This window comes from Bradyrhizobium sp. AUGA SZCCT0158, from assembly GCF_018130065.1.
Taxonomy (GTDB): Bacteria; Pseudomonadota; Alphaproteobacteria; order Rhizobiales; family Xanthobacteraceae; genus Bradyrhizobium.
Genome location: NZ_JAFCME010000016.1, coordinates 85,016 through 108,025 on the forward strand (window position 1 = coordinate 85,016; position 23,010 = coordinate 108,025).

Annotated in this window: 38 protein-coding genes; 8 read left to right on the top strand and 30 right to left on the bottom strand. The window is 61.2% G+C overall.

Annotated elements, in window-relative coordinates:
- Positions 1-2: 2 nt before the first annotated feature.
- The 15 genes from nuoK to JQ574_RS22615 are packed head-to-tail and all read right to left on the bottom strand — an operon-like array spanning position 3 to position 11,221.
- Complete coding sequence (gene nuoK, locus JQ574_RS22545) at positions 3-311, bottom strand: NADH-quinone oxidoreductase subunit NuoK (RefSeq protein WP_028162793.1); 309 nt, start codon at positions 309-311, stop codon at positions 3-5.
- Positions 308-946 (bottom strand): NADH-quinone oxidoreductase subunit J, encoded by a 639-nt coding sequence (locus JQ574_RS22550; protein WP_192733446.1) that lies wholly within the window; start codon positions 944-946, stop codon positions 308-310. Before JQ574_RS22550 ends, nuoK begins: the two co-directional genes overlap by 4 nt.
- Before the next feature lie 9 nt (positions 947-955).
- Positions 956-1,450 (bottom strand): NADH-quinone oxidoreductase subunit NuoI, encoded by a 495-nt coding sequence (gene nuoI, locus JQ574_RS22555; protein ID WP_192733447.1) that lies wholly within the window; start codon positions 1,448-1,450, stop codon positions 956-958.
- Between the two features lie 7 nt (positions 1,451-1,457).
- A complete protein-coding gene (nuoH, locus tag JQ574_RS22560; protein WP_212208108.1) occupies positions 1,458-2,498 on the bottom strand; it encodes an NADH-quinone oxidoreductase subunit NuoH in 1,041 nt (346 codons plus the stop codon).
- A 10-nt stretch (positions 2,499-2,508) separates the two neighbouring features.
- Positions 2,509-4,584, bottom strand: coding sequence for an NADH-quinone oxidoreductase subunit NuoG (gene nuoG, locus JQ574_RS22565; protein WP_212208109.1), 2,076 nt, complete (start codon positions 4,582-4,584; stop codon positions 2,509-2,511).
- A 7-nt stretch (positions 4,585-4,591) separates the two neighbouring features.
- Positions 4,592-5,080, bottom strand: coding sequence for a hypothetical protein (locus JQ574_RS22570; RefSeq protein ID WP_212208110.1), 489 nt, complete (start codon positions 5,078-5,080; stop codon positions 4,592-4,594).
- Between the two features lie 13 nt (positions 5,081-5,093).
- Positions 5,094-5,303, bottom strand: a complete 210-nt coding sequence (locus tag JQ574_RS22575; protein ID WP_212293775.1) for a hypothetical protein — start codon at positions 5,301-5,303, stop codon at positions 5,094-5,096.
- Positions 5,304-5,312: 9 nt separating this feature from the next.
- Positions 5,313-6,638, bottom strand: coding sequence for an NADH-quinone oxidoreductase subunit NuoF (nuoF, locus tag JQ574_RS22580; RefSeq protein WP_212001216.1), 1,326 nt, complete (start codon positions 6,636-6,638; stop codon positions 5,313-5,315).
- A gap of 18 nt (positions 6,639-6,656) precedes the next feature.
- Complete coding sequence (locus tag JQ574_RS22585) at positions 6,657-6,872, bottom strand: hypothetical protein (protein ID WP_212208112.1); 216 nt, start codon at positions 6,870-6,872, stop codon at positions 6,657-6,659.
- Complete coding sequence (gene nuoE, locus JQ574_RS22590) at positions 6,869-7,480, bottom strand: NADH-quinone oxidoreductase subunit NuoE (RefSeq protein WP_212208113.1); 612 nt, start codon at positions 7,478-7,480, stop codon at positions 6,869-6,871. The genes JQ574_RS22585 and nuoE overlap by 4 nt, the downstream gene beginning before the upstream one ends.
- A gap of 3 nt (positions 7,481-7,483) precedes the next feature.
- Positions 7,484-8,452, bottom strand: a complete 969-nt coding sequence (locus JQ574_RS22595; protein ID WP_212208114.1) for an FkbM family methyltransferase — start codon at positions 8,450-8,452, stop codon at positions 7,484-7,486.
- Entirely contained in the window at positions 8,452-9,642 is a 1,191-nt protein-coding gene (locus JQ574_RS22600; RefSeq protein WP_192733455.1) for an NADH-quinone oxidoreductase subunit D, read from the bottom strand. The genes JQ574_RS22595 and JQ574_RS22600 overlap by 1 nt, the downstream gene beginning before the upstream one ends.
- 2 nt (positions 9,643-9,644) lie before the next feature.
- Entirely contained in the window at positions 9,645-10,256 is a 612-nt protein-coding gene (locus JQ574_RS22605; RefSeq protein ID WP_212208115.1) for an NADH-quinone oxidoreductase subunit C, read from the bottom strand.
- Between the two features lie 12 nt (positions 10,257-10,268).
- Positions 10,269-10,865: an NADH-quinone oxidoreductase subunit B family protein gene (locus JQ574_RS22610; protein ID WP_212383857.1), complete on the bottom strand. Its 597-nt coding sequence runs from the start codon at positions 10,863-10,865 to the stop codon at positions 10,269-10,271.
- Positions 10,856-11,221: an NADH-quinone oxidoreductase subunit A gene (locus JQ574_RS22615; RefSeq protein ID WP_192733458.1), complete on the bottom strand. Its 366-nt coding sequence runs from the start codon at positions 11,219-11,221 to the stop codon at positions 10,856-10,858. Before JQ574_RS22615 ends, JQ574_RS22610 begins: the two co-directional genes overlap by 10 nt.
- An 834-nt stretch (positions 11,222-12,055) precedes the next feature.
- Here JQ574_RS22615 and JQ574_RS22620 point away from each other — a divergent pair.
- Positions 12,056-12,256 carry a hypothetical protein gene (locus JQ574_RS22620; protein WP_212208116.1) on the top strand — a complete coding sequence of 67 codons (201 nt, stop codon included), beginning with the start codon at positions 12,056-12,058 and terminating at the stop codon, positions 12,254-12,256.
- Between the two features lie 408 nt (positions 12,257-12,664).
- On the opposite strand, the gene JQ574_RS22625 is transcribed toward JQ574_RS22620, so the two are convergent.
- Positions 12,665-13,300, bottom strand: coding sequence for a hypothetical protein (locus tag JQ574_RS22625; RefSeq protein WP_212383859.1), 636 nt, complete (start codon positions 13,298-13,300; stop codon positions 12,665-12,667).
- Between the two features lie 74 nt (positions 13,301-13,374).
- A complete protein-coding gene (locus JQ574_RS22630; protein WP_212383861.1) occupies positions 13,375-13,572 on the bottom strand; it encodes a hypothetical protein in 198 nt (65 codons plus the stop codon).
- Between the two features lie 430 nt (positions 13,573-14,002).
- Between JQ574_RS22630 and JQ574_RS22635 the strand changes: the two genes are divergently transcribed.
- The 3 genes from JQ574_RS22635 to JQ574_RS22645 are packed head-to-tail and all read left to right on the top strand — an operon-like array spanning position 14,003 to position 15,392.
- The gene (locus JQ574_RS22635) at positions 14,003-14,683 is read left to right on the top strand and encodes a hypothetical protein (RefSeq protein WP_212383863.1); all 681 of its coding nucleotides are present in this window, start codon (positions 14,003-14,005) and stop codon (positions 14,681-14,683) included.
- The gene (locus JQ574_RS22640) at positions 14,680-15,132 is read left to right on the top strand and encodes a hypothetical protein (protein WP_212383866.1); all 453 of its coding nucleotides are present in this window, start codon (positions 14,680-14,682) and stop codon (positions 15,130-15,132) included. The genes JQ574_RS22635 and JQ574_RS22640 overlap by 4 nt, the downstream gene beginning before the upstream one ends.
- On the top strand, positions 15,129-15,392 hold the full coding sequence (locus tag JQ574_RS22645; RefSeq protein WP_212383868.1) for a hypothetical protein: 264 nt from the start codon (positions 15,129-15,131) through the stop codon (positions 15,390-15,392). The genes JQ574_RS22640 and JQ574_RS22645 overlap by 4 nt, the downstream gene beginning before the upstream one ends.
- A gap of 183 nt (positions 15,393-15,575) precedes the next feature.
- On the opposite strand, the gene JQ574_RS22650 is transcribed toward JQ574_RS22645, so the two are convergent.
- Positions 15,576-15,782, bottom strand: a complete 207-nt coding sequence (locus JQ574_RS22650) for a hypothetical protein (protein ID WP_249119521.1) — start codon at positions 15,780-15,782, stop codon at positions 15,576-15,578.
- The gene (locus JQ574_RS22655) at positions 15,779-15,979 is read right to left on the bottom strand and encodes a hypothetical protein (RefSeq protein ID WP_212296149.1); all 201 of its coding nucleotides are present in this window, start codon (positions 15,977-15,979) and stop codon (positions 15,779-15,781) included. Before JQ574_RS22655 ends, JQ574_RS22650 begins: the two co-directional genes overlap by 4 nt.
- 216 nt (positions 15,980-16,195) lie before the next feature.
- On the opposite strand from JQ574_RS22655, the gene JQ574_RS22660 reads away from it, so the two are divergent.
- The 3 genes from JQ574_RS22660 to JQ574_RS22670 all read left to right on the top strand — a co-directional run bounded on the left by JQ574_RS22660 (position 16,196) and on the right by JQ574_RS22670 (position 17,476).
- Positions 16,196-16,540, top strand: coding sequence for a hypothetical protein (locus JQ574_RS22660; protein ID WP_212383870.1), 345 nt, complete (start codon positions 16,196-16,198; stop codon positions 16,538-16,540).
- A gap of 145 nt (positions 16,541-16,685) precedes the next feature.
- Positions 16,686-17,282 (top strand): DNA ligase, encoded by a 597-nt coding sequence (locus tag JQ574_RS22665; protein ID WP_212383872.1) that lies wholly within the window; start codon positions 16,686-16,688, stop codon positions 17,280-17,282.
- Entirely contained in the window at positions 17,279-17,476 is a 198-nt protein-coding gene (locus JQ574_RS22670; protein ID WP_212383874.1) for a hypothetical protein, read from the top strand. The genes JQ574_RS22665 and JQ574_RS22670 overlap by 4 nt, the downstream gene beginning before the upstream one ends.
- Positions 17,477-17,488: 12 nt before the next feature.
- On the opposite strand, the gene JQ574_RS22675 is transcribed toward JQ574_RS22670, so the two are convergent.
- From JQ574_RS22675 to JQ574_RS22720, 10 genes are all read right to left on the bottom strand, one after another.
- Positions 17,489-17,734, bottom strand: coding sequence for a hypothetical protein (locus tag JQ574_RS22675; RefSeq protein WP_212383875.1), 246 nt, complete (start codon positions 17,732-17,734; stop codon positions 17,489-17,491).
- Between the two features lie 57 nt (positions 17,735-17,791).
- Complete coding sequence (locus tag JQ574_RS22680) at positions 17,792-18,022, bottom strand: hypothetical protein (protein ID WP_212383877.1); 231 nt, start codon at positions 18,020-18,022, stop codon at positions 17,792-17,794.
- Entirely contained in the window at positions 18,019-18,198 is a 180-nt protein-coding gene (locus tag JQ574_RS22685) for a hypothetical protein (RefSeq protein WP_212383879.1), read from the bottom strand. The genes JQ574_RS22680 and JQ574_RS22685 overlap by 4 nt, the downstream gene beginning before the upstream one ends.
- Positions 18,198-18,536 carry a septal ring lytic transglycosylase RlpA family protein gene (locus JQ574_RS22690; protein ID WP_212383881.1) on the bottom strand — a complete coding sequence of 113 codons (339 nt, stop codon included), beginning with the start codon at positions 18,534-18,536 and terminating at the stop codon, positions 18,198-18,200. The genes JQ574_RS22685 and JQ574_RS22690 overlap by 1 nt, the downstream gene beginning before the upstream one ends.
- A gap of 19 nt (positions 18,537-18,555) precedes the next feature.
- Positions 18,556-18,732 carry a hypothetical protein gene (locus JQ574_RS22695; RefSeq protein ID WP_212383883.1) on the bottom strand — a complete coding sequence of 59 codons (177 nt, stop codon included), beginning with the start codon at positions 18,730-18,732 and terminating at the stop codon, positions 18,556-18,558.
- Entirely contained in the window at positions 18,729-18,971 is a 243-nt protein-coding gene (locus JQ574_RS22700; RefSeq protein WP_212383885.1) for a hypothetical protein, read from the bottom strand. Before JQ574_RS22700 ends, JQ574_RS22695 begins: the two co-directional genes overlap by 4 nt.
- A 114-nt stretch (positions 18,972-19,085) precedes the next feature.
- Positions 19,086-19,241 carry a hypothetical protein gene (locus JQ574_RS22705; RefSeq protein WP_212383887.1) on the bottom strand — a complete coding sequence of 52 codons (156 nt, stop codon included), beginning with the start codon at positions 19,239-19,241 and terminating at the stop codon, positions 19,086-19,088.
- Between the two features lie 4 nt (positions 19,242-19,245).
- The gene (locus JQ574_RS22710; RefSeq protein ID WP_212383889.1) at positions 19,246-19,473 is read right to left on the bottom strand and encodes a hypothetical protein; all 228 of its coding nucleotides are present in this window, start codon (positions 19,471-19,473) and stop codon (positions 19,246-19,248) included.
- Entirely contained in the window at positions 19,470-19,757 is a 288-nt protein-coding gene (locus tag JQ574_RS22715; RefSeq protein ID WP_212383891.1) for a hypothetical protein, read from the bottom strand. Before JQ574_RS22715 ends, JQ574_RS22710 begins: the two co-directional genes overlap by 4 nt.
- A gap of 125 nt (positions 19,758-19,882) precedes the next feature.
- On the bottom strand, positions 19,883-20,644 hold the full coding sequence (locus JQ574_RS22720; RefSeq protein WP_212383893.1) for a TIGR02594 family protein: 762 nt from the start codon (positions 20,642-20,644) through the stop codon (positions 19,883-19,885).
- A 366-nt stretch (positions 20,645-21,010) separates the two neighbouring features.
- On the opposite strand from JQ574_RS22720, the gene JQ574_RS22725 reads away from it, so the two are divergent.
- Positions 21,011-21,724 carry a class I SAM-dependent methyltransferase gene (locus tag JQ574_RS22725; RefSeq protein WP_212383895.1) on the top strand — a complete coding sequence of 238 codons (714 nt, stop codon included), beginning with the start codon at positions 21,011-21,013 and terminating at the stop codon, positions 21,722-21,724.
- Here the strand turns inward: JQ574_RS22725 and JQ574_RS22730 are convergent.
- Complete coding sequence (locus JQ574_RS22730; protein WP_249119522.1) at positions 21,708-22,832, bottom strand: phage tail protein; 1,125 nt, start codon at positions 22,830-22,832, stop codon at positions 21,708-21,710. The two genes, JQ574_RS22725 and JQ574_RS22730, sit on opposite strands and share 17 nt — an antisense overlap.
- Between the last annotated feature and the right edge of the window lie 178 nt (positions 22,833-23,010).

Sequence of the window (23,010 nt, forward strand, 5' to 3'; positions counted from 1 at the left end):
GCCTAGCCCTTCATCAAATTAACGTCTTCAACCGCAATCGAACCGCGGTTGCGGAAATACACCACCAGCACCGCAAGACCGATCGCGGCCTCGGCTGCGGCGACCGTCAGCACCAGCAGCGCAAACACCTGGCCGACGATGTCGCCGAGGAAGGTCGAGAACGCCACCAAATTGATGTTGACCGAAAGCAGGATCAGCTCGATCGACATCAGGATGACGATGATGTTCTTGCGGTTGAGGAAGATGCCGAGGATCCCAAGCGTGAACAGGATGGCGCCGACCGAGAGGTAGTGTCCGAGCCCGATCGTCATTTCACCCACTCCGCCGCGTCCGCGTCCTGCAGGCCCTGCCCCGCGGCCACCTTGCGCACGCTCATCGCGAGCTCCGGTGTCCGCGCGTTCTGCACGTTGATGTCCTGCCGCTTGACGCTGACCTTGTGGCGCAGCGTCAGCACGATGGCGCCGATCATGGCGACCAGCAGCACCATGCCGGCGAGCTGGAAGTAATGGATGTACTTCGTATAGAGCACGAGGCCGAGCGCCTCGGTGTTGCTGATATTGGCCGGGATCGCCGCCGTGATGTTCTTGGTCACGGACGGATTGATCGCCCAGCCGCCGACGACAAGCAGCAGCTCGAACACGAAGATGCCGCCGATCACGAGCCCGATCGGCAGATATTGCATGAAGCCTTCGCGCAGTTCGACGAAGTCGACGTCGAGCATCATGATCACGAACAGGAACAGCACCGCGACCGCGCCGACATAGACCACGATCAGCATCATGCCGAGGAATTCGGCGCCCATCAGGATGAACAGGCCCGAGGCGTTGACGAAGGCCAGGATCAGATACAGCACGGAGTGGACGGGATTGCGCGAGACAATCACCATCACCGCCGACGCCACGCAGATGCCGGCAAACAGATAAAAGAACAGCGCGGGAAGGATCATGCCCTCACCTCACCGGTACGGCGCGTCGAGTTCGATCGATTTTGCAATCTCACGCTCCCAACGGTCGCCATTGGCGAGCAATTTCGCCTTGTCATAATACAGTTCCTCGCGGGTCTCGGTCGCGAATTCGAAATTCGGTCCCTCGACGATGGCATCGACCGGGCAGGCTTCCTGGCACAGGCCGCAATAGATGCATTTCACCATGTCGATGTCGTAGCGCACGGTGCGGCGGGTGCCGTCGTTGCGGCGCGGGCCGGCCTCGATGGTGATGGCCTGCGCCGGGCAGATCGCCTCGCACAGCTTGCAGGCGATGCAGCGCTCCTCGCCGTTGGGATAGCGGCGCAGCGCATGCTCGCCGCGGAAGCGCGGCGAGATCGGGCCCTTCTCGAACGGATAGTTCAGCGTCGGCTTCGGCTTGAAGAAGTAGCGCATGGCGAGGAAGAACGCCGATACGAACTCGGTCAGGAGAAGCGAGCGGGCTGTTGCGTTGATATTGACACTCATAGCGACCTCATTTCGGCGCAAGCCCTGCGAATTGCAGGACCCCGGCGACGATCACCACCATCGCCAGCGACAGCGGCAGGAACACCTTCCAGCCGAGCCGCATCAGTTGATCGTAGCGGTAGCGCGGCACGATCGCCTTCGCCATCGCGAACATGAAGAACATGAAGAACACTTTCAGCGCGAACCAGATGATCCCGGGCACCCAGGTGAACGGTGCGTAGGGCACCGGCGGCAGCCAGCCGCCCAGGAACAGGATCGTCGCCAGCGCGCACATCGTGGTGATCGCGACGTATTCGCCGAGCATGAACAGCAAATACGGTGTCGAGCCGTACTCGGTCATGAAGCCCGCGACCAGCTCCGACTCGGCTTCGACGAGGTCGAACGGCGGCCGGTTGGTTTCGGCCAGCGCCGAGACGTAGAAGATCACGAACATCGGAAACAGCGGCAGCCAGTACCAGCCGAGCAGCCCGAACCTGGTGTTCTGCGCCTGCACCACGTCGGTCAGGTTCAGCGAGCCGACGCACAACAGCACCGTGATGATGACGAAGCCGATCGAGACTTCGTAGGACACCATCTGCGCCGCCGAACGCAGCGCGGCGAGGAACGGGTATTTCGAGTTCGACGACCAGCCGGCCATGATGATGCCGTAGATCGACAGCGACGAGATCGCAAAGATGTAGAGCACGCCGACATTGATGTCTGATATCACCCAGCCGAAATCCATCGGGATCACGGCCCAGGCCGCCAGCGCCAGCACGCAGCTGACCAGCGGCGCCAGCAGGAACACGCCCTTGTTGGAGCCGGAGGGAATAACCGGCTCCTTCAGCACGAACTTCAAAAGATCGGCGAAGGATTGCAGCAGGCCCCACGGGCCGACGACGTTGGGACCACGGCGGATCTGCACCGCCGCCCAGATCTTGCGGTCGGCAAGCAGGATGTAGGCGATCGCGATCAGCAGCACGACCAGCAGCAGCAGGCTCTGCGCGACCATGATGATCAGCGGCCAGAGGAAACCGGTCCAGAACGAGCTTGCGAAGAATTCAGCCATCAGGTCACGCTCACTCCGCTGCTGTCAGCATTTGCCCGGACGCTAGGCGGGAACATTCCGCCATCACCGCCGACGCGCGCGCGATCGGGTTGGTGAGGTAGAAATCCTCGACCGACGTCTTGAACGGCGTCTTGTCGACGCTGCCGCCCTTGCCGGCCAGCGCCTTCACCTCTTCCGGCTTACCGGGCTCGATCTGCTCGATCCGGATCAGATGCGGCACGGCCTTGAAGAGCTCCTGCCGCAACGCCTGAAGCGAGTCATAGGGCAGCTTCTTGCCCAGCACATCCGACAGCGCACGCACGATCGCCCAGTCCTCGCGCGCCTCGCCCGGCGGGAACGCGGCGCGGTTGGCAATCTGCGCCCTGCCCTCGGTGTTGACGTAGATGCCGGATTTTTCGGTATAGGCCGCGCCCGGCAAAATGACGTCAGCGCGATGCGCGCCGCGGTCGCCATGGGTGCCGATATAGACCACGAAGGTTCCATCCGGCACCTTGACGTCATCGGCGCCGAGCAGGAACAGCACGTCGAGCGTGCCGAAGGTGGTCATTTGCGCGAGATTCAGGCTGCCCTTGCCGGCCGCAAAACCGATATCGAGCGCGCCCGCACGCGACGCCGTGTCCTGCAGCACGCCAAAACCGTTCCAGCCGTCCTTGAGTGCGCCGACGTCGACCGCGAGTTTGGCAGCGAGCGCCAGCACCGCCGCGCCGTCATGACGCGCCAGCGAACCGGCGCCAACCAGCACGATCGGGTTCTTGGCGCCCTTGAGCACCTCGGCGAATGAATGCTTGCCGGCCGCGAGATCACCGAGCGAATCCGTGCCGGCGCCGAGATAATCGTAATCATAGGTCAGGTCGGCCTTGGCGCCGATCACGCCGACCTTGAGCCTGCCCGTGCGCCAGCGCTTGCGGATGCGGGCGTTGAGGACGGCGGCTTCCTTGCGCGGGTTCGATCCCACGATCAGCAGCGCGTCGGCCTGCTCGATCCCGGCAATGGTCGGGTTGAAGATATAGGACGCGCGGCCTGCGTTGGGATCGAAGGCGTCGCCGCCCTGCACCGCGAGATTGCTTGAACCGCACTTGGCCAGCAGCTCCTTCAGCGCGAACATTTCTTCGACCGCCGCAAGGTCGCCGGCGATCGCACCGATCCGCTTGCCGTCAATCCGGCCGGTCTTGGCGGCGATCGCCGCAAACGCCTCCGACCAAGATGCGGCGCGGAGCTGGCCGTTCTGGCGGATATAGGGCCGGTCGAGCCGCTGGGTCCGCAGGCCGTCGACGATGTGACGGGTCTTGTCGGAAATCCATTCCTCGTTCACCGCCTCGTTGATGCGCGGCAGGATCCGCATCACCTCGCGGCCGCGGGTATCGACCCGGATCGCCGAGCCGACGCCGTCCATCACGTCGACCGACTGGGTCTTGCCGAGCTCCCAGGGCCGTGCCGCAAAGGCATACGGCTTCGAGGTCAGCGCGCCGACCGGGCAGATGTCGACGAGGTTGCCCTGCAACTCCGAAGTCAGCGCCGATTCCAGATAGGTCGTGATTTCCATGTCTTCGCCGCGGCCGGTCGCGCCCATTTCCGGCGCGCCGCAGACTTCGGCGGAGAAGCGGACGCAGCGCGTGCACTGGATGCAGCGGTTCATCGAGGTCTTGACCAGCGCGCCGAGATATTTGTCTTCAACCGCGCGCTTGTTCTCGGCAAAGCGCGAAGTGTCGACGCCGTAGCCCATCGCCTGGTCCTGCAAATCGCACTCGCCGCCCTGATCGCAGATCGGGCAATCCAGCGGATGGTTGATCAGCAGGAATTCCATCACGCCTTCGCGCGCCTTCTTCACCATCGGCGAACGCGTCGAGATTTCCGGCGGCTCGCCCTTCGGACCCGGACGGCAATCGCGCACGGCCCAGGCGCAGCTGGCCACCGGCTTCGGGCCGCCCTTCACCTCGACGAGGCACATCCGGCAATTGCCGGCGATCGACAGCCGCTCGTGGTAGCAGAAGCGCGGAATTTCGGCGCCCGCGGCCTCACACGCCTGCAGCAGCGTGTATTCCGCGGGGACATCGATCTCTTTGCCATCGACGATGAGTTTGGTCATTGCGCTCTCAAGTCTTTCCGAGCTTGCAGTCGGGTGGTGTAACGTTTGATGTCTTCAGCGACGCCTTGATCCATTGCTGGGTCTCGGCGCCATAGGTGGCGAGATAGGCCGGCTGCGCCGCGTTCTTATCGCACAGGAACGGCAGATGCGGTTTCAGGTCGTAATCGCAGGAAGCCAGCCACTCGCGCTTTCCCGCGAACGCGCCGAGCGCTTCCTCGCAGGCGTAGAGGAAGTAAGTGACAAAACTCTCGTACTGGACCTGCTCGTCGCGGCCGCCGGCCTTGATCTTCTCGTAGTCCGGCTGCGCGAATTTCGGATTCTTGAACGCCAGATCGGTGTAGCCCAGAAACGCCTGCCGCGCGCTGGTCGCGCGGTTGCCGGTGCGGATCTCGTTGATCTGGAACAGGATCGCAACAAAGCCGAGCAGCGCCACGGTCGCCTGCGCCATCTGCGCCAGCGTTCCGTATCTCTGCCACCAGAAGCTCGGTTGCGACATTGGTCCCACGATCTCAGTGCGCTGCGTCAGATAGTTCGAGACGTTGTTCAATTCGCTCGACGCGATTTTCGAGGCGATCCAGCCTTCGGTTGACCCCCGCCAGCCCTTCCTCGACAGAGGTAACGCGAACCTTGATGTCCTGAAGGTCCTCTGCCATCCGTTCCGTGCGTTGATCGATCTTGCGCAAAATCGCAAGGACGATGCTGTCAGGTTCTTTTGCCATTGCTGCCTCTCACTCCGCCGCGACCATGTTGACGGGGTCGCGCACGCCGATATCGTCGATGTCGGCCTTGTGCGAATACTGATCGATACGCTCTTCGATCTCGTGACGGAAATGCGCGATCAGGCCCTGGATCGGCCACGCCGCGGCGTCGCCCAGCGCGCAGATGGTGTGGCCTTCGACCTGCTTGGTCACCTCCAGCAGCATATCGATTTCGCGCTTGTGGGCGCGGCCGTCGGCCATGCGCGTCAGCACCCGCCACATCCACCCCGTGCCTTCGCGGCACGGCGTGCACTGGCCGCAGCTCTCATGCTTGTAGAAATAGGAGATGCGCGCGATCGCCCGGATCAAATCGGTCGACTTGTCCATCACGATCACAGCGGCGGTGCCGAGGCCGGAGCGCAGCTTGCCGAGGCTATCGAAATCCATCGGCGTATCGATGATCTGTTCGGCCGGCACCATGCGCACCGACGAGCCGCCGGGGATCACAGCCTTGAGATTGTCCCAGCCGCCGCGAATGCCGCCGCAATGGCGCTCGATCAGTTCGCGGAACGGAATCCCCATCGCCTCTTCGACGTTGCAGGGCCGCTCGACATGGCCGGAGACGCAAAACAGCTTGGTGCCGACGTTATTGGGCCGGCCGATCGCGGCGAACCATGCCGCGCCACGGCGCAGGATATCGGGCGCGACCGCAATCGACTCGACGTTGTTGACGGTGGTCGGGCAGCCATAGAGACCGACATTGGCCGGGAATGGCGGCTTCAGCCGCGGCTGGCCCTTCTTGCCCTCGAGGCTTTCCAGGAGCGCGGTCTCTTCGCCGCAGATATAGGCGCCGGCGCCGTGCGCGACATAGATGTCGAACGGCCAGCCATTGAGGTTGTCCTTACCGACCAGCTTGGCGTCATAGGCCTGGTCGATCGCGGCCTGCAGATGTTCGCGCTCCCGGATGAATTCGCCGCGCACATAGATGTAGCAGGCATGCGCGTTCATCGCGAAACTTGCGAGCAAACAGCCCTCGACCAGGAGATGCGGATCGTGCCGCATGATCTCGCGGTCCTTGCAGGTGCCGGGCTCGGACTCGTCGGCATTGACGACGAGATAGCTCGGCCGGCCGTCGGTGGATTCCTTGGGCATGAACGACCATTTCAGCCCGGTCGGAAATCCCGCCCCGCCGCGCCCGCGCAGGCCGGAGGCCTTCATCTCGTTGATGATCCAGTCGCGGCCCTTGTCGATGATCGATTTGGTGCCATCCCAGGCGCCGCGGCGGCGTGCACCCTCAAGGCCCCAATCGTGCAGGCCGTAGAGATTCTTGAAGATGCGATCCTTGTCGTCGAGCATGACCAGAACTTTCCGGGATCAACGTTTTGACTGAGAGTAAGCGAGCCCCGCGGCGCATCCGCCGAAGGTCAGCGCCCACAACAAAGCGGAATCAAGCGAGGCGCCCAGCGCGTAGCGCTGCAGCAGAAAAATGAACGTGGCCGCGGCCAGGGCGTGAAGGGTCATCAACTGCCAGGTTTTCATCGCAGCGGCCCTCCCCGGCCCGCCCGTTCGCAAAGTGCGACCGCGCGTCATGTGGTTTCCTTCAGCGTCGTCGGACCGCCTACCGGCGCCGAGAACTGACGGTCGATCTGCGGTCCAGGCTTCGGCGGATTGCCGGAGGCAAAGCCGTCCAGCACCTTGCCGAAGTTTTCCTTGTTCAGGTCCTCGTAGGTATCCTTCCAGATCAGCACCATCGGCGCGTTGACGCAGGCGCCCAGGCACTCGACCTCTTCCCAGCTGAAATTGCCGTCCTTCGACAGATGGAAGGGGTCGTGATGGATGCGGCTCTGGCACACCTTGATGATGTCTTCGGCGCCGCGCAGACGGCACGGCGTGGTGCCGCAGACCTGGACATGGGCTTTCTTGCCGACCGGCTGCAGCTGGAACATGGTGTAGAACGTCGCGACCTCAAGCACGCGGATGTAGGGCATATCCAGGAGATCGGCGACCGCGCGGATCGCGGCTTCCGAAACCCAGCCCTCATGCTGCTCCTGCACGCGCCACAGGATCGCGATTACCGCGGACGCCTGCCGTCCGGGCGGATATTTTTCGATCTGCTTTTTCGCCCAGGCGAGGTTCTCCTCGGAGAACGTAAAGCTCGCGGGCTGCAGTTCCTTTGGTGCGAGGCGGCGGACGGACATCGTTCAGTCTCTCATTGCGCGCGGGGCTGCGGCTTTCGCATTGAGCGCGTTGATCCGGTCGAGCCAGAATGCGCTTGCGGTGCCGAACACGTTGTAGCCGACGTGGGTTGAAACCTTGATGCGATCGAGGATGGAAAGGTCGGTCACGGTTTCAAGGCGATTGCTGCGCGGATCGTAGACGATCAGCTTCAGCGGGGTCTGGTCGAGGATGTAGCGCGAGACGGTATGCTGGGGATCGTTACCGTGCTCCTCGCACAGGATCACGCTGTCGCTTTCCAGCAACCGCTTGCCGCCCTTCATCGCCTCGATCTCGACGCCTTCGACGTCGAGCTTGATCAGGAATTTTCCGCCGGCCGTGACCTTGCCGTCGTCGAGCAGATTGTCGAGCGCAATGACCGGCACTTCCTCGCCGCCGGTCTGGTCGCCGGCGATGCTGAAGGCTTCATGCTTGGTGCCGCTCAATCGCGCGGTGCCGCGCGCCGCGCCGATCGCGCATTTCATCACGTCAAAGCGGTTGCCGTTGAGCCTCGCGTTGTTGGCAAGTTTTGGAAAATTCTGCCCCGACGGCTCGATCGCGATCGCCTTGTGCGAACCGAACGGCTTGCTCGAGACCAACACCGACCAGTAGCCGTAATTGGCGCCGCAATCGAGCAGCGTGTAGTCGACGTCGGCGGAATGCTTGAACAGCAATTCGAGTTCGTCCTCATAGGCGAACGTGCGGTTGAGCAGTTTGCTCCAGTAGCCGTCGCCATAGGGGAATGCGAACGTCGCGTCCGCATTCAGCCTGACGTCGATGTCGCGCGCGGGCAACGTCCTGCGCAGCAGATTGGCGCACATATTGTAGCCGCGATGCGAAAAGTTCGACGATATTTTCGATCCCAGCGTCAGCGCAACCGCAGCCAGCCGCTCCCACGGGTTGGCGCCGTCAAGCGCACCCGAAGCCCGGTCAAACTGGATTGGCGGCTGCGCCATCACCGATCGACCTCTCCGAACACGATGTCGAGCGAACCGAGGATGGCCGAGACGTCGGCGAGCAGATGGCCCTTGCAGATGTGGTCCATCGCCTGCAGATGGGCAAACCCCGGCGCGCGGATCTTGCACTTGTAGGGCTTGTTGCTGCCGTCGGCGACCAGGTAGACGCCGAACTCGCCCTTCGGCGCCTCGACCGCGGCGTAGACTTCGCCGGCCGGCACGCGAACGCCCTCGGTATAGAGCTTGAAGTGATGGATCAGCGCCTCCATCGAGCGCTTCATCTCGCCACGACGCGGCGGCGCGATCTTGTTGTCCTCGACGACGACAGGCCCCTGCCCGTCCGGCGCCCGCAGCTTGGCGATGCACTGCTTCATGATGCGCACCGACTGGCGCATCTCTTCCATGCGGATGCAGTAGCGGTCGTAGCAGTCGCCGTTCTTGCCGATCGGAATGTCGAAATCCATCTCGGCATAGCATTCGTAAGGCTGCGCCTTGCGCAGATCCCAGGCCGCGCCGGAGCCGCGCACCATCACGCCGGAGAAACCCCACTCCCAGGCTTCCTTCAGCGGCACCACGCCGATATCGACGTTGCGCTGCTTGAAGATGCGGTTGCCGGTGAGCAGCGTTTCGAGGTCGGCGACGACCTGCAGGAACGGATCGCACCAGGCGTCGATGTCGTCGATCAGTTTTGGTGGCAAATCCTGATGCACGCCGCCGAGGCGGAAGTAAGCCGCATGCATGCGCGAGCCGGAGGCGCGCTCGTAAAACACCATCAGCTTTTCGCGCTCTTCAAAACCCCACAGCGGCGGGGTCAGCGCGCCGACGTCCATCGCCTGCGTGGTGACGTTGAGCAGATGCGACAGGATGCGGCCGATCTCGCTATAGAGCACGCGGATCAATTGCCCGCGGCGCGGCACCGTGATGCCAAGCAGCTTTTCCGCTGCGAGGCAGAACGCATGCTCCTGGTTCATCGGCGCGACGTAATCGAGCCGGTCGAAATACGGGATCGCCTGCAAGTACGTCTTCTGCTCGATCAGCTTTTCGGTGCCGCGATGCAAGAGCCCGATGTGCGGATCGACGCGGGCGACGACTTCGCCATCAAGCTCCAGCACCAAACGCAGCACACCGTGCGCTGCCGGATGCTGCGGTCCGAAATTGATCGTGAAATTGCGAAGATTCTGTTCGTTCATGGTCAGGCCTTCGGCTCCGCCTTCTCGTCGCCGGGCAGCGGATAATCGGCGCCTTCCCATGGCGAGAGGAAATCGAACTTGCGGAATTCCTGGTTGAGACGGACGGGTTCGTACAGCACCCGCTTCTCCTGGTCGTCGTAGCGCACCTCGACGAAGCCGGTGAGCGGGAAATCCTTGCGCAGCGGATGGCCGTCGAAGCCGTAATCGGTCAGCAGGCGGCGCATGTCGGGATGGCCGGTGAAGATCACGCCATAGAGATCGTAGCATTCGCGCTCGAACCAGTCGGCGCCGGGAAACACGTCGATGATCGAGGGCACCTGCGTGGTCTCGTCGGCCTCGGCGCGCACGCGGAGGCGACGGTTCAGCACAGGCGACAGGAAGTGATAGATCACGTCGAAGCGCTTTTCGCGGCCGGGATAATCCACCGCCGTGACGTCGATGATGCTGACGAAACGGCAGGCGGGATCGTCGCGCAGGAATTTGACGACCTCGACGATTTTGGTCGCATCGATCGTGATCGTGAGTTCGTTGTACGCGACCGCATGGCCGCTGACCGCACCCGGAAGCGCGCTAACAATCGTCTGCCCCAAGGCGTCGAGCTTGCCGTCATCCATTGACCTGAAACCTTAGCGTTCGATGGTGCCGATGCGCCGGATCTTCTTCTGCAGCAGCAGCACGCCGTAGAGCAACGCTTCCGCCGTCGGCGGGCAGCCGGGCACGTAGATGTCGATCGGCACGATCCGGTCGCAGCCGCGCACGACCGAGTAGGAATAGTGATAATAGCCGCCGCCATTGGCGCACGACCCCATCGAGATCACGTAGCGGGGCTCCGGCATCTGGTCGTAGACCTTGCGCAGCGCCGGCGCCATTTTGTTGGTCAGCGTACCCGCAACGATCATGACGTCGGACTGCCGCGGCGAAGCGCGCGGCGCAAAGCCGAAGCGCTCGACGTCGTAACGCGGCATCGACACCTGCATCATCTCGACGGCGCAGCAGGCGAGACCGAACGTCATCCACATCAGCGAGCCGGTGCGCGCCCAGGTGATGAGATCGTCGGTCGCGGCGACGAAGAAGCCCTTGTCCGAAAGCTCGTGATTGACCTCGAGGAAGTACGGGTCATTGGCGCCGACCGGCTTGCCGGTAGAGGGATCGATAATGCCGGTCGCGGCCGGCGCGATCACCGGCGAAGACCTGTGCGATACGGCGGTGGGGCTCAATCCCATTCGAGCGCGCCTTTCTTCCATTCGTAGGCAAAGCCGACCGTGAGGACGGCGAGGAACACCATCATCGACCAGAAGCCGGTGGCGCCGAGCTTGCCGAAAGCCACCGCCCACGGAAACAGGAACGCCACCTCGAGGTCGAAGATGATGAAAAGGATCGCCACCAGATAGAAGCGGACGTCGAACTTCATGCGGGCGTCATCGAAAGCGTTGAATCCGCATTCATAGGCGGAAAGCTTTTCCGGATCCGGCTGCTGGAACGCGACGAGGAACGGGGCAATCAACAGCGCCAGACCGATCAGGCTTGCCACCCCGACAAACACTATAAGTGGAAGGTAATTCTGCAGGATGCCGTTCATCGGCGGGACCTTTTCCTGCGGTTTCGGACAGCCGCAGATTCGCTGATTGGAATTATTCTTGAGGCTTAGCGCAGCGCAACAGAGGGCGCAAGACAAGCTATTTTGTGGTCTAACCGGCGCTCCCACGCCGTGGACAACTCAGGAAAGCAGGGCGTTGCCGTCGCCACCCCGGCCTGCGTTTCGCGCCGTGCTCCACGCGCAATCCATCCATGCGAACCCTGCTCATGCGGCGCGCAATTGGTGTGCCGATCAACCAACAGGATGTCCGGGCGCGCCGCTCCGGTGTTCGCGATGTGCATGCTGACGCAGGATTTCAAAACCGTGGCGCCGGCTTCCGTCTCGGGCCGATTTTTGCGATCGCACACACGTCGCCAAGCCGAGCATGCGAGCGCCGGCGTCCGCGATCATCCTGATTCACCGCAACCTGCTTTGGCCAGGGGCGTCGGCCCGCTCGCGTCCGGCATGATCAACGGACGAACTAAAGAACGACCATGGCGCAGGCGCCGCGCGCTATTCGCTTCTGCCGGCCGAGGTCACGTGTAGGCGCGCTGCTGTTCATCTCGTCCGGTGTCGATACGCGCGGACATCAAACAAACGGGTAAGCAGCCGACCTCGTCTTATCCTATTGTTATTGCTTATGTTTCATCTCGGCCTGGCTGGATTATGCCTTCGCCGCGCCAACAGGGAACCGCCTAAGGACGCCGAAAAGGCGCAAGACCGCCCCAAAAACCCGCCGGACGAAACCATTTCACGGAATCCACGAAACCGTCCCGAAACAGACGAGGCGTACATCTCTTGCCATCAGATGGCGCATAGACGCCTCGGAGGCATCACATGAACCACTCAATTCACTCGGCAGACCGTTCGACCCACCTGAAGATCGTGGTTGTGGCGCTCGTGGCTGGTATCGCGGTGGCAGCTTTCGGCATCTCGGCGCGCACCAATTCGGAATACACCCAGACAGCCCAGACCCAGGTCGTGAAGGCGGGCAAGCCGGTGGTCATCACCAGCTCGCAGACCTCGACGGTCCGCTAAGGGATTTTGTTCTCAGCACCGGCAAGACGGCCGCCTTCGGGCGGCTTTTTTGTTGGCTGCGCAGCCACTTCTGCCGCACGCTGGAACTATCGGGCCGCGTTTGAGCGCAACCGAGTTCCAGTCCGACGATTGGGGATTTGTCGTTAAGCCATGAAAAATGGCGCGAGAGACGGGACTCGAACCCGCGGCCTCCGCCGTGACAGGGCGAAAAATCCTGAGCCTCTCTAACAGAGTGTGACACTTCGGGACGCGGCGACCCCGCGCACAATCGCCGAAAGTGTCACATCATTTTGCCGATCCGCGATGGCCAAGAACGGCGGCGGGCCAGCAAAAGACCCCTAGACAACCTCTCAAGACAGTCTCGATTTGGGTGCTATCCTAATAGGACAGCCGCATAGGGGATTTAGGCTACGAGTTAGCCAGCTGCCAACCCTTTCGGGCCAATTCCATGCGGCCGGGGTGATGGGCGCTTCCCACCACGTAAACCGGCACATGGAAATGCAGCGCGATTGCCTTGAGAGTCGTCTTTCCCTCAGCAATGGAGCGAACGTCCGCTTCCCGGTACTCATGCGGGTACATGAGCTCCGTGGCGGCGATTACAGCGAGTTTTTCCGACTGGGCCGAAGCGGCTGCCAGCTTACGCGCCTTAGCGGTCTCTTCCGTCTCGTGCTCATCCAGGAAGTCTTCGAGAAGCATGCTGTCGATCGTATCATGACCGGCCGGAGACCAATCTTCCCGCTCATCGATGAGAATGTGACAGAGCTCTTTAACGGTAGTGAACCGCATCCACTCTTCGCCCTGGCCAGCGCGCACGAGAATACGCGCGCTACTTTCGTACCGCTCGATTAACCCACGAAGAGTATCGCCTTCAAAATCCACCTCGATTTTTTCGATGGTGACACCATAAAAATCTGAAATGCACCATTGCAAGTCCTCCACGGACAGCTTGGCGCGGTCAGGAGCAAGGCTATATGCCTTCATATGCTCCTTGATCTGTTTCACCTTACGGTAGGTGGATCTCAACTTCTCCTGTGACACGAGCATTATGATTACTGCCAAAAAATAACGGCCCTAGCAGGACGCTAGGGCCGTGTGCGACTCGCTGATCGATAACGAAATTATGACTTATGACTATCCTTGAAGTCAAGTTCCGCGGATTCACCGCGTTCAAGCGCCTCATAAAGGCGATTAACTTCACGGCAAACCTGCTCAGTGACAAGCTCGCGGCCAGCCACATAGAACTTCACATCCAAGAGGCCGTCGGCAGCCATCTTTTCGAAGCGGTTAGCGAGATCATCGCAACTCGTTTTGCTCATTGCGTGCTCCTCTTTGCTCCAAATACCGAGTGATTCTCGGTAGGTTAGACCTACATTGTGGCCTAACGAATGAATGCCGCATGAAACTTCGGTAACTCATTCGTTAAAACACGAGCATGCAACCCGACCGGTTCCCCGATCCGGGCCGCTTCTCTCTGGTCACCACGATATAGTATCGCATTGCCCCATTCAATGACCCATACCCTTGACTTTTATCGAATCTGTGATCCGAAACCAAGGAATAGAATCTACGTTAATATCTCCTTTTTGGGGGAACTAAGCAATGCGCCTGTGGGACCAGCCCACCTAAAATCAAGCTTAATTTGGAGGATTTGTTCCCAAAATCGCTCTTTTTTGAGAGGTGTGGCATTGTGACCATACCTTTAGTCCCGCCCCGAGCAGGGAAGGTTCATCCCCAGCCCTCAATACTGTGAAGCTTGCCCACGTGCACCGAGGCGACGTCTTCAGCCCGATTTTAAAGCCACGTCGTTTACCGTCCGAGTTGAGCGGATTTGCCGCCCCGTCTATCTGGTTTGAACCGCGATGTAGCGGCCGACCGAACCATACACCACAACAGCTAGCGGCGTTTGCAGCACTGCCGCGAGCGGCGTTTAATGACGCCATGTCCCCCCGCATCATCAATATTCCGCTGTCCGGCGGCGACCGTAAGGCGCAGGCGAAAGGCATCCGCCAGGCGCACGGGCTGCACAACAGTCAGTACCGGGAGTCCGTCCTGATCCGCAGCGCGGCGGAAGCCAAAATCCGCGAGGCCGACCGGCTGGAATGCGAAGCCTGGAACGCGATCATGTGGGCCGGCGGACCGGCGATGCCCTCCCCCGGCGATCCGCAAGCCGAGCCGACGATCGGCAAGGCCATCAATGGCGGTTACGACCTGCTGGAAGCGAAGTGCAATCGCTGCGAACATGTCTCCTTGGTCCCGCTCCGCGGCCTGACGCATCCGGCCGAAACGCCGATCTGGAAACTTGAGGCTGCGCTCTATTGCCTGCCATGCAGCGAAGGCCGCCATTACAGTCGCCGACAACGGGCGCACATTATCGGTCTCACTTACGCCCGGCCGGATCCGGAGCCGGCAAAGGCGAAACGGCGATGACTTCCCTCACCCGCCGCCGCGATCGCGACCGCCGCGACGATCACTGGCAAGTCTTCTATGGCGATGTCCAGGTCGGCAGGATCGGCAAGCGCGCCGGCGTGCCGGGCACTGTCGACCAGTGGGGCTGGTACTGCGGCTTTCATCCAGCGTCCCAACGCGGGCTTGCTGACGCCGGTACGGCTGTGGATTTTGAACACGCCCGGCTCGCGTTCGATCGCGCGTGGCAAACCATACAGCCTAGATGCACCGAAGAGGATTTTGCCAGCTACCGCCAGCAGCGCGCCTGGAACCGCTGGAAACAGAAAATGTGGGAAACCGGCTTCAAACTGCCCACACAGTCAACCGATGGCCGATCGACATGCTACTGCGGCGCGACGATCGACATCAGCACCATGGACCGTCACATCTACGCGGCTCACTTGGCTGAAGAAGAACAGGCCTCCCCATGAAATTCACCAGCGAAAGCCCCTACTCCGACCCGGAGAAAGCAGCCCGCCGCCTGATGGAGCACGCACAGGCCTTCGAGCCCATCCAGGACAACCGCATCTATATCGAGAAGATCAACGGCCCCTTCCTGTTCGGCGACAAGGCCACGCCGGCGCAATACAGCGCTTGCCTCAAATATGCGATCGACAAGGGCTGGCTGGTGCTGCACGAGAGCGGGACATTCGTGAAGCTTACTCAGGCCGGCTCTGATCTATTCGCTTAGACATCGCAACCTTCTTGTTAGACGCCGCCGCCTCTGCAAGTCGCACCTCGCTAGCAAGCGTGTCGCGCTCCACCAGCACCCTCCGAGCCTTCCTCCAGCGACGTTCAGCCTCCTTCAGAAGGCTGTGATCTAGCGGATCGACTTGTTTGAAACGTTGTCCTTCGGTCATGGCGATTTTTCTTCCTAGTGGGTTTTGGCGGCGGATATGGTCCCTATCAAGCCCATATCGGCATGGCGCACTGTCACGCCGCGCCCGGTTTCGTCAGCGATTTTTCGCGCGACCCTTAAAGCAGCAGCCTCATCCGCTAGCTCAAGGATGATTATGCTTCCCTTGCCTGAGAATGTTGGGTTCTCGACATGGATCAGGATCGGAGGCGATTTCTCGCTCAAAGTGGGGCCTGCAGGCCGGGCGAAGAAATCCATTCATCGACGTGCGTTGCGGTTTCCAGCTGGCGAGCCTTGCGCATGAGCTTATCGCGCACCGGACCATAGGGCAGTTGTTCAGCCTGAGCGCGCAGTCGCGCGGCTTCCTGCTCAAGACGCTCGTTAAGAGATAAAAGATGTTTGACACGTCGCCGTGTACCCATGGCGCGCTCCTTCCATTAGAGGGGGCGGGAGCGCGTGATGGGCGTTCTCATCACAGATGAATGCCACGAACCGGGCTGTGATAAATCATTAACGCACGAACCCCGGTGGGGTGCCATAACATTTGATATGCTGCGGCGCGGAAAGCGGAACCAAGTCCTCGATTCGCAATCTCAACAACCTGCCCTATCTTGGGATCGGGGCGTGTGGAGTTGCGTATGAGTTCGCCGTCGATCATTCCAAACGACCGTTTGGACCGGGATTTTTATATCGTTCTCGAAGATTTCAGTAGCGGCGCGGCCTTCCGCGAGACTGATGAAGGCGTCGACTATTCGACCCTGATCCGCGACCTGCTCGCCGGCGAGTATGGCACCGTGCTGCGGGTGGTCGCCTTCAATCCATCCGAAGGCTGGTCGCGCGACGCCTCCGAAGACATCGCCCGCGAGCTCGAGCGCCGGATCAGCGCCGAGGGCCGAGACGTGTCCGAAGGCCTGCAGGATTTCATCGAAGGCCAGCTCGGCCGCAAGATCGGCGTACAGCTGCCGCTCCCGCTTCAGGTTTAGGACCAAAGCAGCGACCCCAGCAGGGGACGCCACTGGGGCCGCCGTAGGTATGTGTCCGATGTCACTCAGGACACTGGATTCCAACGGCAGCCGCTCCCGCCTGTTCCTATGTTATTTTCGGCCAACGAGCACCTATCTTCCGACCATGCGTAAATTTGAGTATTGCAAGCCGGTTTCGGCCAAGGCAGTTCCCACCGGCCCCGACTGGATTCACGAAGTCAAATACGACGGCTACCGCGGGCGCATCGACCGCGACGGCCGTGACGTCAAGCTGCTGTCGAAGAGCGGCCTCGACTGGACATGGAGGTTTCCATGGATCGTCGAGACGGCGCTGAAGATGCGCCAGCAACGCTTCACCATCGATGGCGAGATTTGCGTGCTGGACGTCCAGGGCATCTCCGATTTCAACGCGCTGCATTCCAACCGGCACAATGAGGAAGCGCAGCTTTACGCGTTCGACCTGGTCGCGGAAGGCGGCGACGACCTGAGGGACCTGCCGCTGTTTGAACGCAAGGCCCGGCTGGGGAAACTGCTGAAGGGCCGGCCGGAGGGCATCTTCGTCGCGCCCTTCCAGCGCGGTGAGATCGGGCCGCACCTGTTTCTCGCCTCGTGCCGCATGAAGCTTGAAGGCCTGGTCTCAAAGCACCTCCTGCGGAAGTACCGGCCACGGATCTGTGAGTGGCGAAAGGTAAAGAACCGGCAGCATCCGGCTTTTTCGCGCGTGATGGACACGTTCGGATGAAGACAGTCTGGATCTACGTCGACACGAATAAAGCCGTTGGCGACCCCGACCATCTGAAGGTGTTCGCCAACGCGGACGCGGCCGATGCATGGTTCCGCGATAATGATCCGGAAGGTGTCGCGTTCGAATATCCCGTTGTGACCGCAGACGCGAAAAACCCGCCACCGGAGACCGATGGCGGGCCAGAAAAGTAGAGCCGCAACCGGCTATTCGGCAGGCGTGAAATCCAGGTAGAACTTCTGCCCCGCCTCGATCACACCCAACAGCGCCGGGTTCGCGATCGTGAGGGAAAGCTCACCTGACGGGCTGAACTTCGCATAGGTGTTGTCTTCGTCCGACCCGTCCTCCGGATAGCTCTTGGCCGCGACGGCGTTGCAGGTGATCCTGTCAGAGCCGTTGAACCGCTCGACCTTGCTGACCTGCATCTTGGCTCTCATGGTGATTTTGGACATTTTCGTCTTCTCCTTTGTTGCCGGGAAACCGCCCGGCGCGGATTTCAAACCCCGTAGTCATCCCGTCTTGCTGCGCGCGGCCAAACGCGCATGGCTCTGCGGCATGATCGAGATCGTCCTTTTGCTGATTCTGGCCTGTGCCGCGGGATGCGTCGCGGCGATCGTGTTCGGCTCGATCACGCCGTACAGGCGCAGAAAGCCCAGCACCGACAGGACGCCGCACAGCATCGCGCCGGCGACCATCAGCAGCACGTCCCGCTGCAGTTTGCGCTCCGGATCGTCCTTCATGCCGCCAAGGCAATGGCAGCAAAGCCGAAACCCAGCGCCAGCCCCAGCATGATGAGGAAACGGCCGGCGAGGCCCATGCGCGCCCAGTAGCGGTCGACCAGGGTTTCGACCGCCCAGGCCGAAAGTCCGATCGCCAGCATCACCAGCAACGTCAGCGCCAGCTTACGCGCCTCCATCACTGCACGGTGACCCGGGCAAGTCCGCCCATGCCGATCGCACGCGCCGCGGCGTTCGACAGGTCGATGCAGCGCCCTCTCACGAACGGCCCTCGATCGGTGATGCGCACCGAAACACTGCGGCCATTCCGCAAGTTCGTCACCATCACAAGCGAGCCGAAGGCGCGGGTCCGATGCGCGGCTGTCATGGCGTGGGTGTTGAACCGCTCGCCGGAGGCCGTGCGGCGGCCGTGGTAGCCGTCGCCGATGCCGTACTGGCTGGCGGTGCAGGTTTCGGAGAATGCAGCGGATGCGAGCGCGACAAGCGCCAGCACCGCGTAAAGTGCGGTTCGGATCATGGGGTGATACCTTCTATGGTTAGGCGCGCGCCTTGATGATATCGGCGAGAGATTCCGCCGCGCGCTTCAGTTCGTCCGCCTCGACAAGAAGCGCGGCGCGGGCTGTCTGCAGCCGGCTTTCCTGATCGGTAAAATCCCGATCGTTTCGGCCGTCGTCTGTAAAGATGCGGCGGATGTTGTTGAGGATCGAATTCATTTGCGACCGGCCCTTAGTTCGTTCGTCAGGGCTACAAGCGCGCCGCGCGTGCTGTGGATGGCTTCCGCCATGCGATCAGCCGCAGCAATCCGTTCATCGTAACTTTCGGTCAGCTGGTTTTCCAGCAGCTGGATCCGGCCGTCCTTCTGCTTTTCCCGCTGCTCCGACCGATAGATCACCCAGAGCAGCACCGCGCAGATAATGCCGGCCGTTCCGAGCTTCAGCACCTCTTCGGTCATACCGTTAATCTCCCAGCTACCTTTGAACGCCAGGATCATTCCCAGCCTGAGATCGTCCACGAAACGGTCGAGGGTCAGGGCTGCGCCGACGTTGCACCGAAGGCGCGGCCCGCTTCATTTGGTTTTCTTGCACTGATCCCGGTAGGTCAGTTCGTTCGCCAGGATGCGCTTCTTCACGCCTGACGTTGCCGCGATCGAGCCATCGCCCTTCTGGACCACGACCGGGTTGTAAATCTGGCAGAAGGAATCGACCGGCGGCGTGGTATGCATGCAGCTACTCAGGCTCAAGGCCGCGCAAACCAGCATCGACCTCTTCATCAGACATCGCATTGACCTTCTCCATGATCGCCTTGCCGGCGGTCGTCTTGATGAGGATGGATTGCGAAACCTCCGCAATCGCCTTGTCGTAGCCCTCGGATATCAACTCGCGCTCGCGCGCCCACGTCATGATCTGGTTGGTTATCCTGAGCAGCGTGAGCGCGAGCGATATCCAGGACATCATTTTGCGACGACCTTCACTTCAGCCGAAGACACGGCATCCGGCGATGTAACCGCCGCCGCCAGCGCGGGGGTCGTGACGACAGTCGTGCCAGGCAGCGCCGCCGCCGACGCGACGATCGAGCTCTCGGTCTTGTTGAACATACCCCAGATGACGCCGCCGATCGTGATCATGGCGCCGACGATGCCGGGCAGCGCATCAGCGCTGATCCAGCCCTTGGCCACGATGAATCCCCCGCCAAAGGTCAGGATGTGGCGAAGGATGCTGCTGATCTGTTCCCAATTCATGCTTCAGTTCTCCAGTGATGGTTTGATTGCGCGATGCCGTCGCGCGGCGGGAATTCAGGCGATGAAGGTGAGAGCGATCACCGCGCAGGCGAAAGAAAGCGCCAGGATCGGGCCAAGCAAATTGCTCACGCCTCGCTGCCGGCCTTCACAGCGTTGCCGGTGGCGCCGAACTTGCGACCCGCAGTTGGCAGCGAGACCCCGGCGGGCCAGCGGATGGCATGAATTTTCCGGGATTTCGGAATCTTGGTGACGTTCAGTCCGTCGGACTGGTTTCCGCCGCGGCAATAGATCCAGTTCGCATCCTCGCTTTCATAGAGCGTGATGTGACCCCCGCCGGTGCGGGTATAGATCAGCACCGCGCCAGGCGTCGGAACCGAAAGCTTCTGGCCCCACGATGCCCAGTCCAGCGACGACAACGGCGCCTTGCTCGGCTTGATGCCGTTCACGGCCATGACGTAGGCCAGCTGCAGGCCGCACCACGGGATGCTGTCGTGATTGTACCAACCGACGTTGCCCTTCAAGTCCGGATATCGACGCACGATTTCATGTGCCATTTCGATGATGAATGGGTTGTCCTTGCTGCCCGGCGCCTCCTTGAGACCAGTCAGGGCCCGCATGGTGGCGAGCCACGGCGCGACCTTCATCACGGACGTTGGCGGGGCGATCTTATCCAAGGCCGCGGCGGTCGGGCCGTCGACAATCCCGTCAGGCTTCAGGCCGTGGGCCGCCTCGAACGCCTTCAGAGCCGTCTGCGTGACGGGACCGAACTCACCATCAGCCTGGATATCGCGGCCGTCATTGCGGAGGGCAAGCTGGACGGCGGTTACGGCGGGCCCGATAGCGCCGAGGCGCAACGGACCGGCCGCTACAAGAGCAGCAATGGTCATGGGGATATTCTCCGTTTTCAGGGTTTTCGCTGTGGGGTTGTGGTGGTAGGAAGCGCGGCTTCAGGAGAACCGCATGCCGATTCCGGACCAGGAAAGCTCGAAAATCGAAGCTTGGATGGAACGAAACCCGTGGTCTTATTGGGCTCTAGTGGGTGTCGTGGGCTTGTGGACGGTTGGCTGGGTTATGATTCTGCTCCTCTGGCCGGCGTAGCCGTGACGCCAGGCGATTAGAACGCTCTCGTGTTCTTGTGAGCGTCGGGGTGTGATCGGACTTCCGGGAGCCCCGCGAGCGCAAGCCGCCACGACATGGCAATTTCTCCGATTTCAGGGGTTTTCGCCGTGGGGTTGTGGTGGTAGGAAGCGCAAATGAGAGATGTTGTGACCGGGTTTTACGTTGACGTTCTGGAACGGCTGATGGCCGCCGGAACCGTCTCAGTTTCCGATAGTGTTTTGGTGGTCTGCGGCGGCCCGTTGGACGAACGGGTAATGAGGAAGATCGGATTTACGGACTACACCATCACCAACCTTGACAACGGGATGGCGAACCATCGGCAGGACGCTGAAAACCTTGCCTATGAGGACGGATCGTTTGACGTTGTGATCGTTCACGCCGGGCTGCATCACTGCTATTCGCCACACCGCGCCCTGCTTGAGATGTACCGGGTGTGCCGAAAGTGCGCCGTTGCCTTTGAGGCCCGCGATAATCTTGCCATGCGGGTTGCTGTCCGGCTCGGCCTAACGATGGACTACGAAATCACCAGCACAGTCGACGGCAGAGGAGGCGTGGCCGATACTGGTGTTCCGAATTTCATCTACCGATGGACCGAACGAGAGGTGCTGAAGACGATTGTCAGCTTTGACCCGTCGCGCGTTCCCAACATAAAGTTCTTTCACGATCTCCGCATTCCTGTCGCTAGGTTCACGGCGAGCGGCAATCGATGGTTACGCGCCGTTGGACTTTTGATCGAGCCTCTTTCAAGGCTAATCGCTGCAACCGCGCCCAGCCAGTGCAACGAATTTGCCTTTGCCATAGCGAAAGACGGCGGCAAGCAGCCGTGGATACCTAAAGAACCCGCATGATGTAGTTGCAGACGATGCTCGGCTGCACGTTATTATGGGCTGCTCCGCCTCCTGCGCTGGCATTGGTGATGGTGATGCCCGTGAACGACGAACCAGTCGTCGTTGACGAAGCATTGCCTCCTGGATTGAGATTGCCCAAGGCTTGCCCACCATCGTTGGAGCGCTCTGAATGCGTATGGCCCGGATCATTCAGCGTGTTGGCATGGGTGTGTGCCGGCATCTGAGCTGCCGAGAGCGTGATTAACTCAGAACCGCCCGTCCCGCCCGCGCCAAGGGTAGTGAAAACTGCCCCAGTAATACGTCCAATACCGGCATCGGCCGCAACAGAAGTTCGCCCCCGCTTGTCCGGAAGCTTGAACGTCGATCCACTGGAGCTTCCATAGTTGGTGCCGATCAAGGCAAACAAGGCTGCATAGATCGTTCGATCCAGATCCTGCCCGATCGGGAACGCGAATGCGCTGTTCGGCGCTGTCGGTCCCCAGAAATCCATGCCAGACGCCAGAGGCACATTGTAGGGGTTGCCGAACATGCCGTGCAAGTAAAACACCTGGTCGGAATGGTTGTAGAGCGCAAGATACGGCGTTCCCTGGATCAGGACGCCCGGCAGGAAGTCGGTGCCGGGCGCGGCGCGCAGCGGCTTGGCGCCGAGACCGTCGACATTGAGTGTCGGCGCAGCGCCTGAGGTCGCATGCGGCGCAAAGGCAATGATGTTCCCGTTCAGACGCGCCAGGGTGTCATAGACCCGGTAACTCGCCACCGTGTAAGCGGTCGACGACCCGCCGGTAACGATCGCGCCGGAAATATCGTCCGGAACTGCCGATCGCGCCGCCAGCGTGCCGGACATGATCTCCTTGGTGCCGGCACCGAAAGTGCCCTTGGTTTCCTCGACCGTCGTCAAAGTCATTTCGTTGGTAGCGCTGTAGGTCCCGATGCCGGTCCAGAACGCAACACCCGGCTCAACCACAGATATGAACGTGGTGTCCCCCACCGACATGAAGGCGGAGAATGCATTGTAGGAACCATCAACCGCGCCCGCGAGCGCATAAGGGCCGTTGCCGGCCGTGATGGTGCGCTCGAGGATGCGCGCCTTCGGGCGTTTGAATGCCATGTGTCAAAATCTCTGATGGTGATGGTGGACGATCAAGTCAAAGGCTTCCCGCAAGAATGCCCTGCAGGTCGACCGTAATTGTTCTCCCCGGTCAACTCGGTGTCCGACCGTGCGGGTATTGAAACCTTTGCGCCGCAGCTTCCCCCGCAGCCCTGGAGACGATGCGTTGGTCCAGACA

Excerpts from the sequence above, each read along its gene's own strand:
- nuoK (WP_028162793.1), bottom strand. The coding sequence starts at position 311 with ATGACGATCGGGCTCGGACACTACCTCTCGGTCGGCGCCATCCTGTTC.
- JQ574_RS22550 (WP_192733446.1), bottom strand. The coding sequence starts at position 946 with ATGATCCTTCCCGCGCTGTTCTTTTATCTGTTTGCCGGCATCTGCGTG.
- nuoI (WP_192733447.1), bottom strand. The coding sequence starts at position 1,450 with ATGAGTGTCAATATCAACGCAACAGCCCGCTCGCTTCTCCTGACCGAG.
- nuoH (WP_212208108.1), bottom strand. The coding sequence starts at position 2,498 with ATGGCTGAATTCTTCGCAAGCTCGTTCTGGACCGGTTTCCTCTGGCCG.
- nuoG (WP_212208109.1), bottom strand. The coding sequence starts at position 4,584 with ATGACCAAACTCATCGTCGATGGCAAAGAGATCGATGTCCCCGCGGAA.
- JQ574_RS22570 (WP_212208110.1), bottom strand. The coding sequence starts at position 5,080 with ATGTCGCAACCGAGCTTCTGGTGGCAGAGATACGGAACGCTGGCGCAG.
- JQ574_RS22575 (WP_212293775.1), bottom strand. The coding sequence starts at position 5,303 with ATGGCAAAAGAACCTGACAGCATCGTCCTTGCGATTTTGCGCAAGATC.
- nuoF (WP_212001216.1), bottom strand. The coding sequence starts at position 6,638 with ATGCTCGACGACAAGGATCGCATCTTCAAGAATCTCTACGGCCTGCAC.
- JQ574_RS22585 (WP_212208112.1), bottom strand. The coding sequence starts at position 6,872 with ATGACGCGCGGTCGCACTTTGCGAACGGGCGGGCCGGGGAGGGCCGCT.
- nuoE (WP_212208113.1), bottom strand. The coding sequence starts at position 7,480 with ATGTCCGTCCGCCGCCTCGCACCAAAGGAACTGCAGCCCGCGAGCTTT.
- JQ574_RS22595 (WP_212208114.1), bottom strand. The coding sequence starts at position 8,452 with ATGGCGCAGCCGCCAATCCAGTTTGACCGGGCTTCGGGTGCGCTTGAC.
- JQ574_RS22600 (WP_192733455.1), bottom strand. The coding sequence starts at position 9,642 with ATGAACGAACAGAATCTTCGCAATTTCACGATCAATTTCGGACCGCAG.
- JQ574_RS22605 (WP_212208115.1), bottom strand. The coding sequence starts at position 10,256 with ATGGATGACGGCAAGCTCGACGCCTTGGGGCAGACGATTGTTAGCGCG.
- JQ574_RS22610 (WP_212383857.1), bottom strand. The coding sequence starts at position 10,865 with ATGGGATTGAGCCCCACCGCCGTATCGCACAGGTCTTCGCCGGTGATC.
- JQ574_RS22615 (WP_192733458.1), bottom strand. The coding sequence starts at position 11,221 with ATGAACGGCATCCTGCAGAATTACCTTCCACTTATAGTGTTTGTCGGG.
- JQ574_RS22620 (WP_212208116.1), top strand. The coding sequence starts at position 12,056 with ATGAACCACTCAATTCACTCGGCAGACCGTTCGACCCACCTGAAGATC.
- JQ574_RS22625 (WP_212383859.1), bottom strand. The coding sequence starts at position 13,300 with ATGCTCGTGTCACAGGAGAAGTTGAGATCCACCTACCGTAAGGTGAAA.
- JQ574_RS22630 (WP_212383861.1), bottom strand. The coding sequence starts at position 13,572 with ATGAGCAAAACGAGTTGCGATGATCTCGCTAACCGCTTCGAAAAGATG.
- JQ574_RS22640 (WP_212383866.1), top strand. The coding sequence starts at position 14,680 with ATGACTTCCCTCACCCGCCGCCGCGATCGCGACCGCCGCGACGATCAC.
- JQ574_RS22645 (WP_212383868.1), top strand. The coding sequence starts at position 15,129 with ATGAAATTCACCAGCGAAAGCCCCTACTCCGACCCGGAGAAAGCAGCC.
- JQ574_RS22655 (WP_212296149.1), bottom strand. The coding sequence starts at position 15,979 with ATGGGTACACGGCGACGTGTCAAACATCTTTTATCTCTTAACGAGCGT.
- JQ574_RS22660 (WP_212383870.1), top strand. The coding sequence starts at position 16,196 with ATGAGTTCGCCGTCGATCATTCCAAACGACCGTTTGGACCGGGATTTT.
- JQ574_RS22665 (WP_212383872.1), top strand. The coding sequence starts at position 16,686 with ATGCGTAAATTTGAGTATTGCAAGCCGGTTTCGGCCAAGGCAGTTCCC.
- JQ574_RS22670 (WP_212383874.1), top strand. The coding sequence starts at position 17,279 with ATGAAGACAGTCTGGATCTACGTCGACACGAATAAAGCCGTTGGCGAC.
- JQ574_RS22675 (WP_212383875.1), bottom strand. The coding sequence starts at position 17,734 with ATGTCCAAAATCACCATGAGAGCCAAGATGCAGGTCAGCAAGGTCGAG.
- JQ574_RS22680 (WP_212383877.1), bottom strand. The coding sequence starts at position 18,022 with ATGAAGGACGATCCGGAGCGCAAACTGCAGCGGGACGTGCTGCTGATG.
- JQ574_RS22685 (WP_212383879.1), bottom strand. The coding sequence starts at position 18,198 with ATGGAGGCGCGTAAGCTGGCGCTGACGTTGCTGGTGATGCTGGCGATC.
- JQ574_RS22690 (WP_212383881.1), bottom strand. The coding sequence starts at position 18,536 with ATGATCCGAACCGCACTTTACGCGGTGCTGGCGCTTGTCGCGCTCGCA.
- JQ574_RS22695 (WP_212383883.1), bottom strand. The coding sequence starts at position 18,732 with ATGAATTCGATCCTCAACAACATCCGCCGCATCTTTACAGACGACGGC.
- JQ574_RS22700 (WP_212383885.1), bottom strand. The coding sequence starts at position 18,971 with ATGACCGAAGAGGTGCTGAAGCTCGGAACGGCCGGCATTATCTGCGCG.
- JQ574_RS22705 (WP_212383887.1), bottom strand. The coding sequence starts at position 19,241 with ATGCATACCACGCCGCCGGTCGATTCCTTCTGCCAGATTTACAACCCG.
- JQ574_RS22710 (WP_212383889.1), bottom strand. The coding sequence starts at position 19,473 with ATGATGTCCTGGATATCGCTCGCGCTCACGCTGCTCAGGATAACCAAC.
- JQ574_RS22715 (WP_212383891.1), bottom strand. The coding sequence starts at position 19,757 with ATGAATTGGGAACAGATCAGCAGCATCCTTCGCCACATCCTGACCTTT.
- JQ574_RS22720 (WP_212383893.1), bottom strand. The coding sequence starts at position 20,644 with ATGACCATTGCTGCTCTTGTAGCGGCCGGTCCGTTGCGCCTCGGCGCT.
- JQ574_RS22725 (WP_212383895.1), top strand. The coding sequence starts at position 21,011 with ATGAGAGATGTTGTGACCGGGTTTTACGTTGACGTTCTGGAACGGCTG.
- JQ574_RS22730 (WP_249119522.1), bottom strand. The coding sequence starts at position 22,832 with ATGGCATTCAAACGCCCGAAGGCGCGCATCCTCGAGCGCACCATCACG.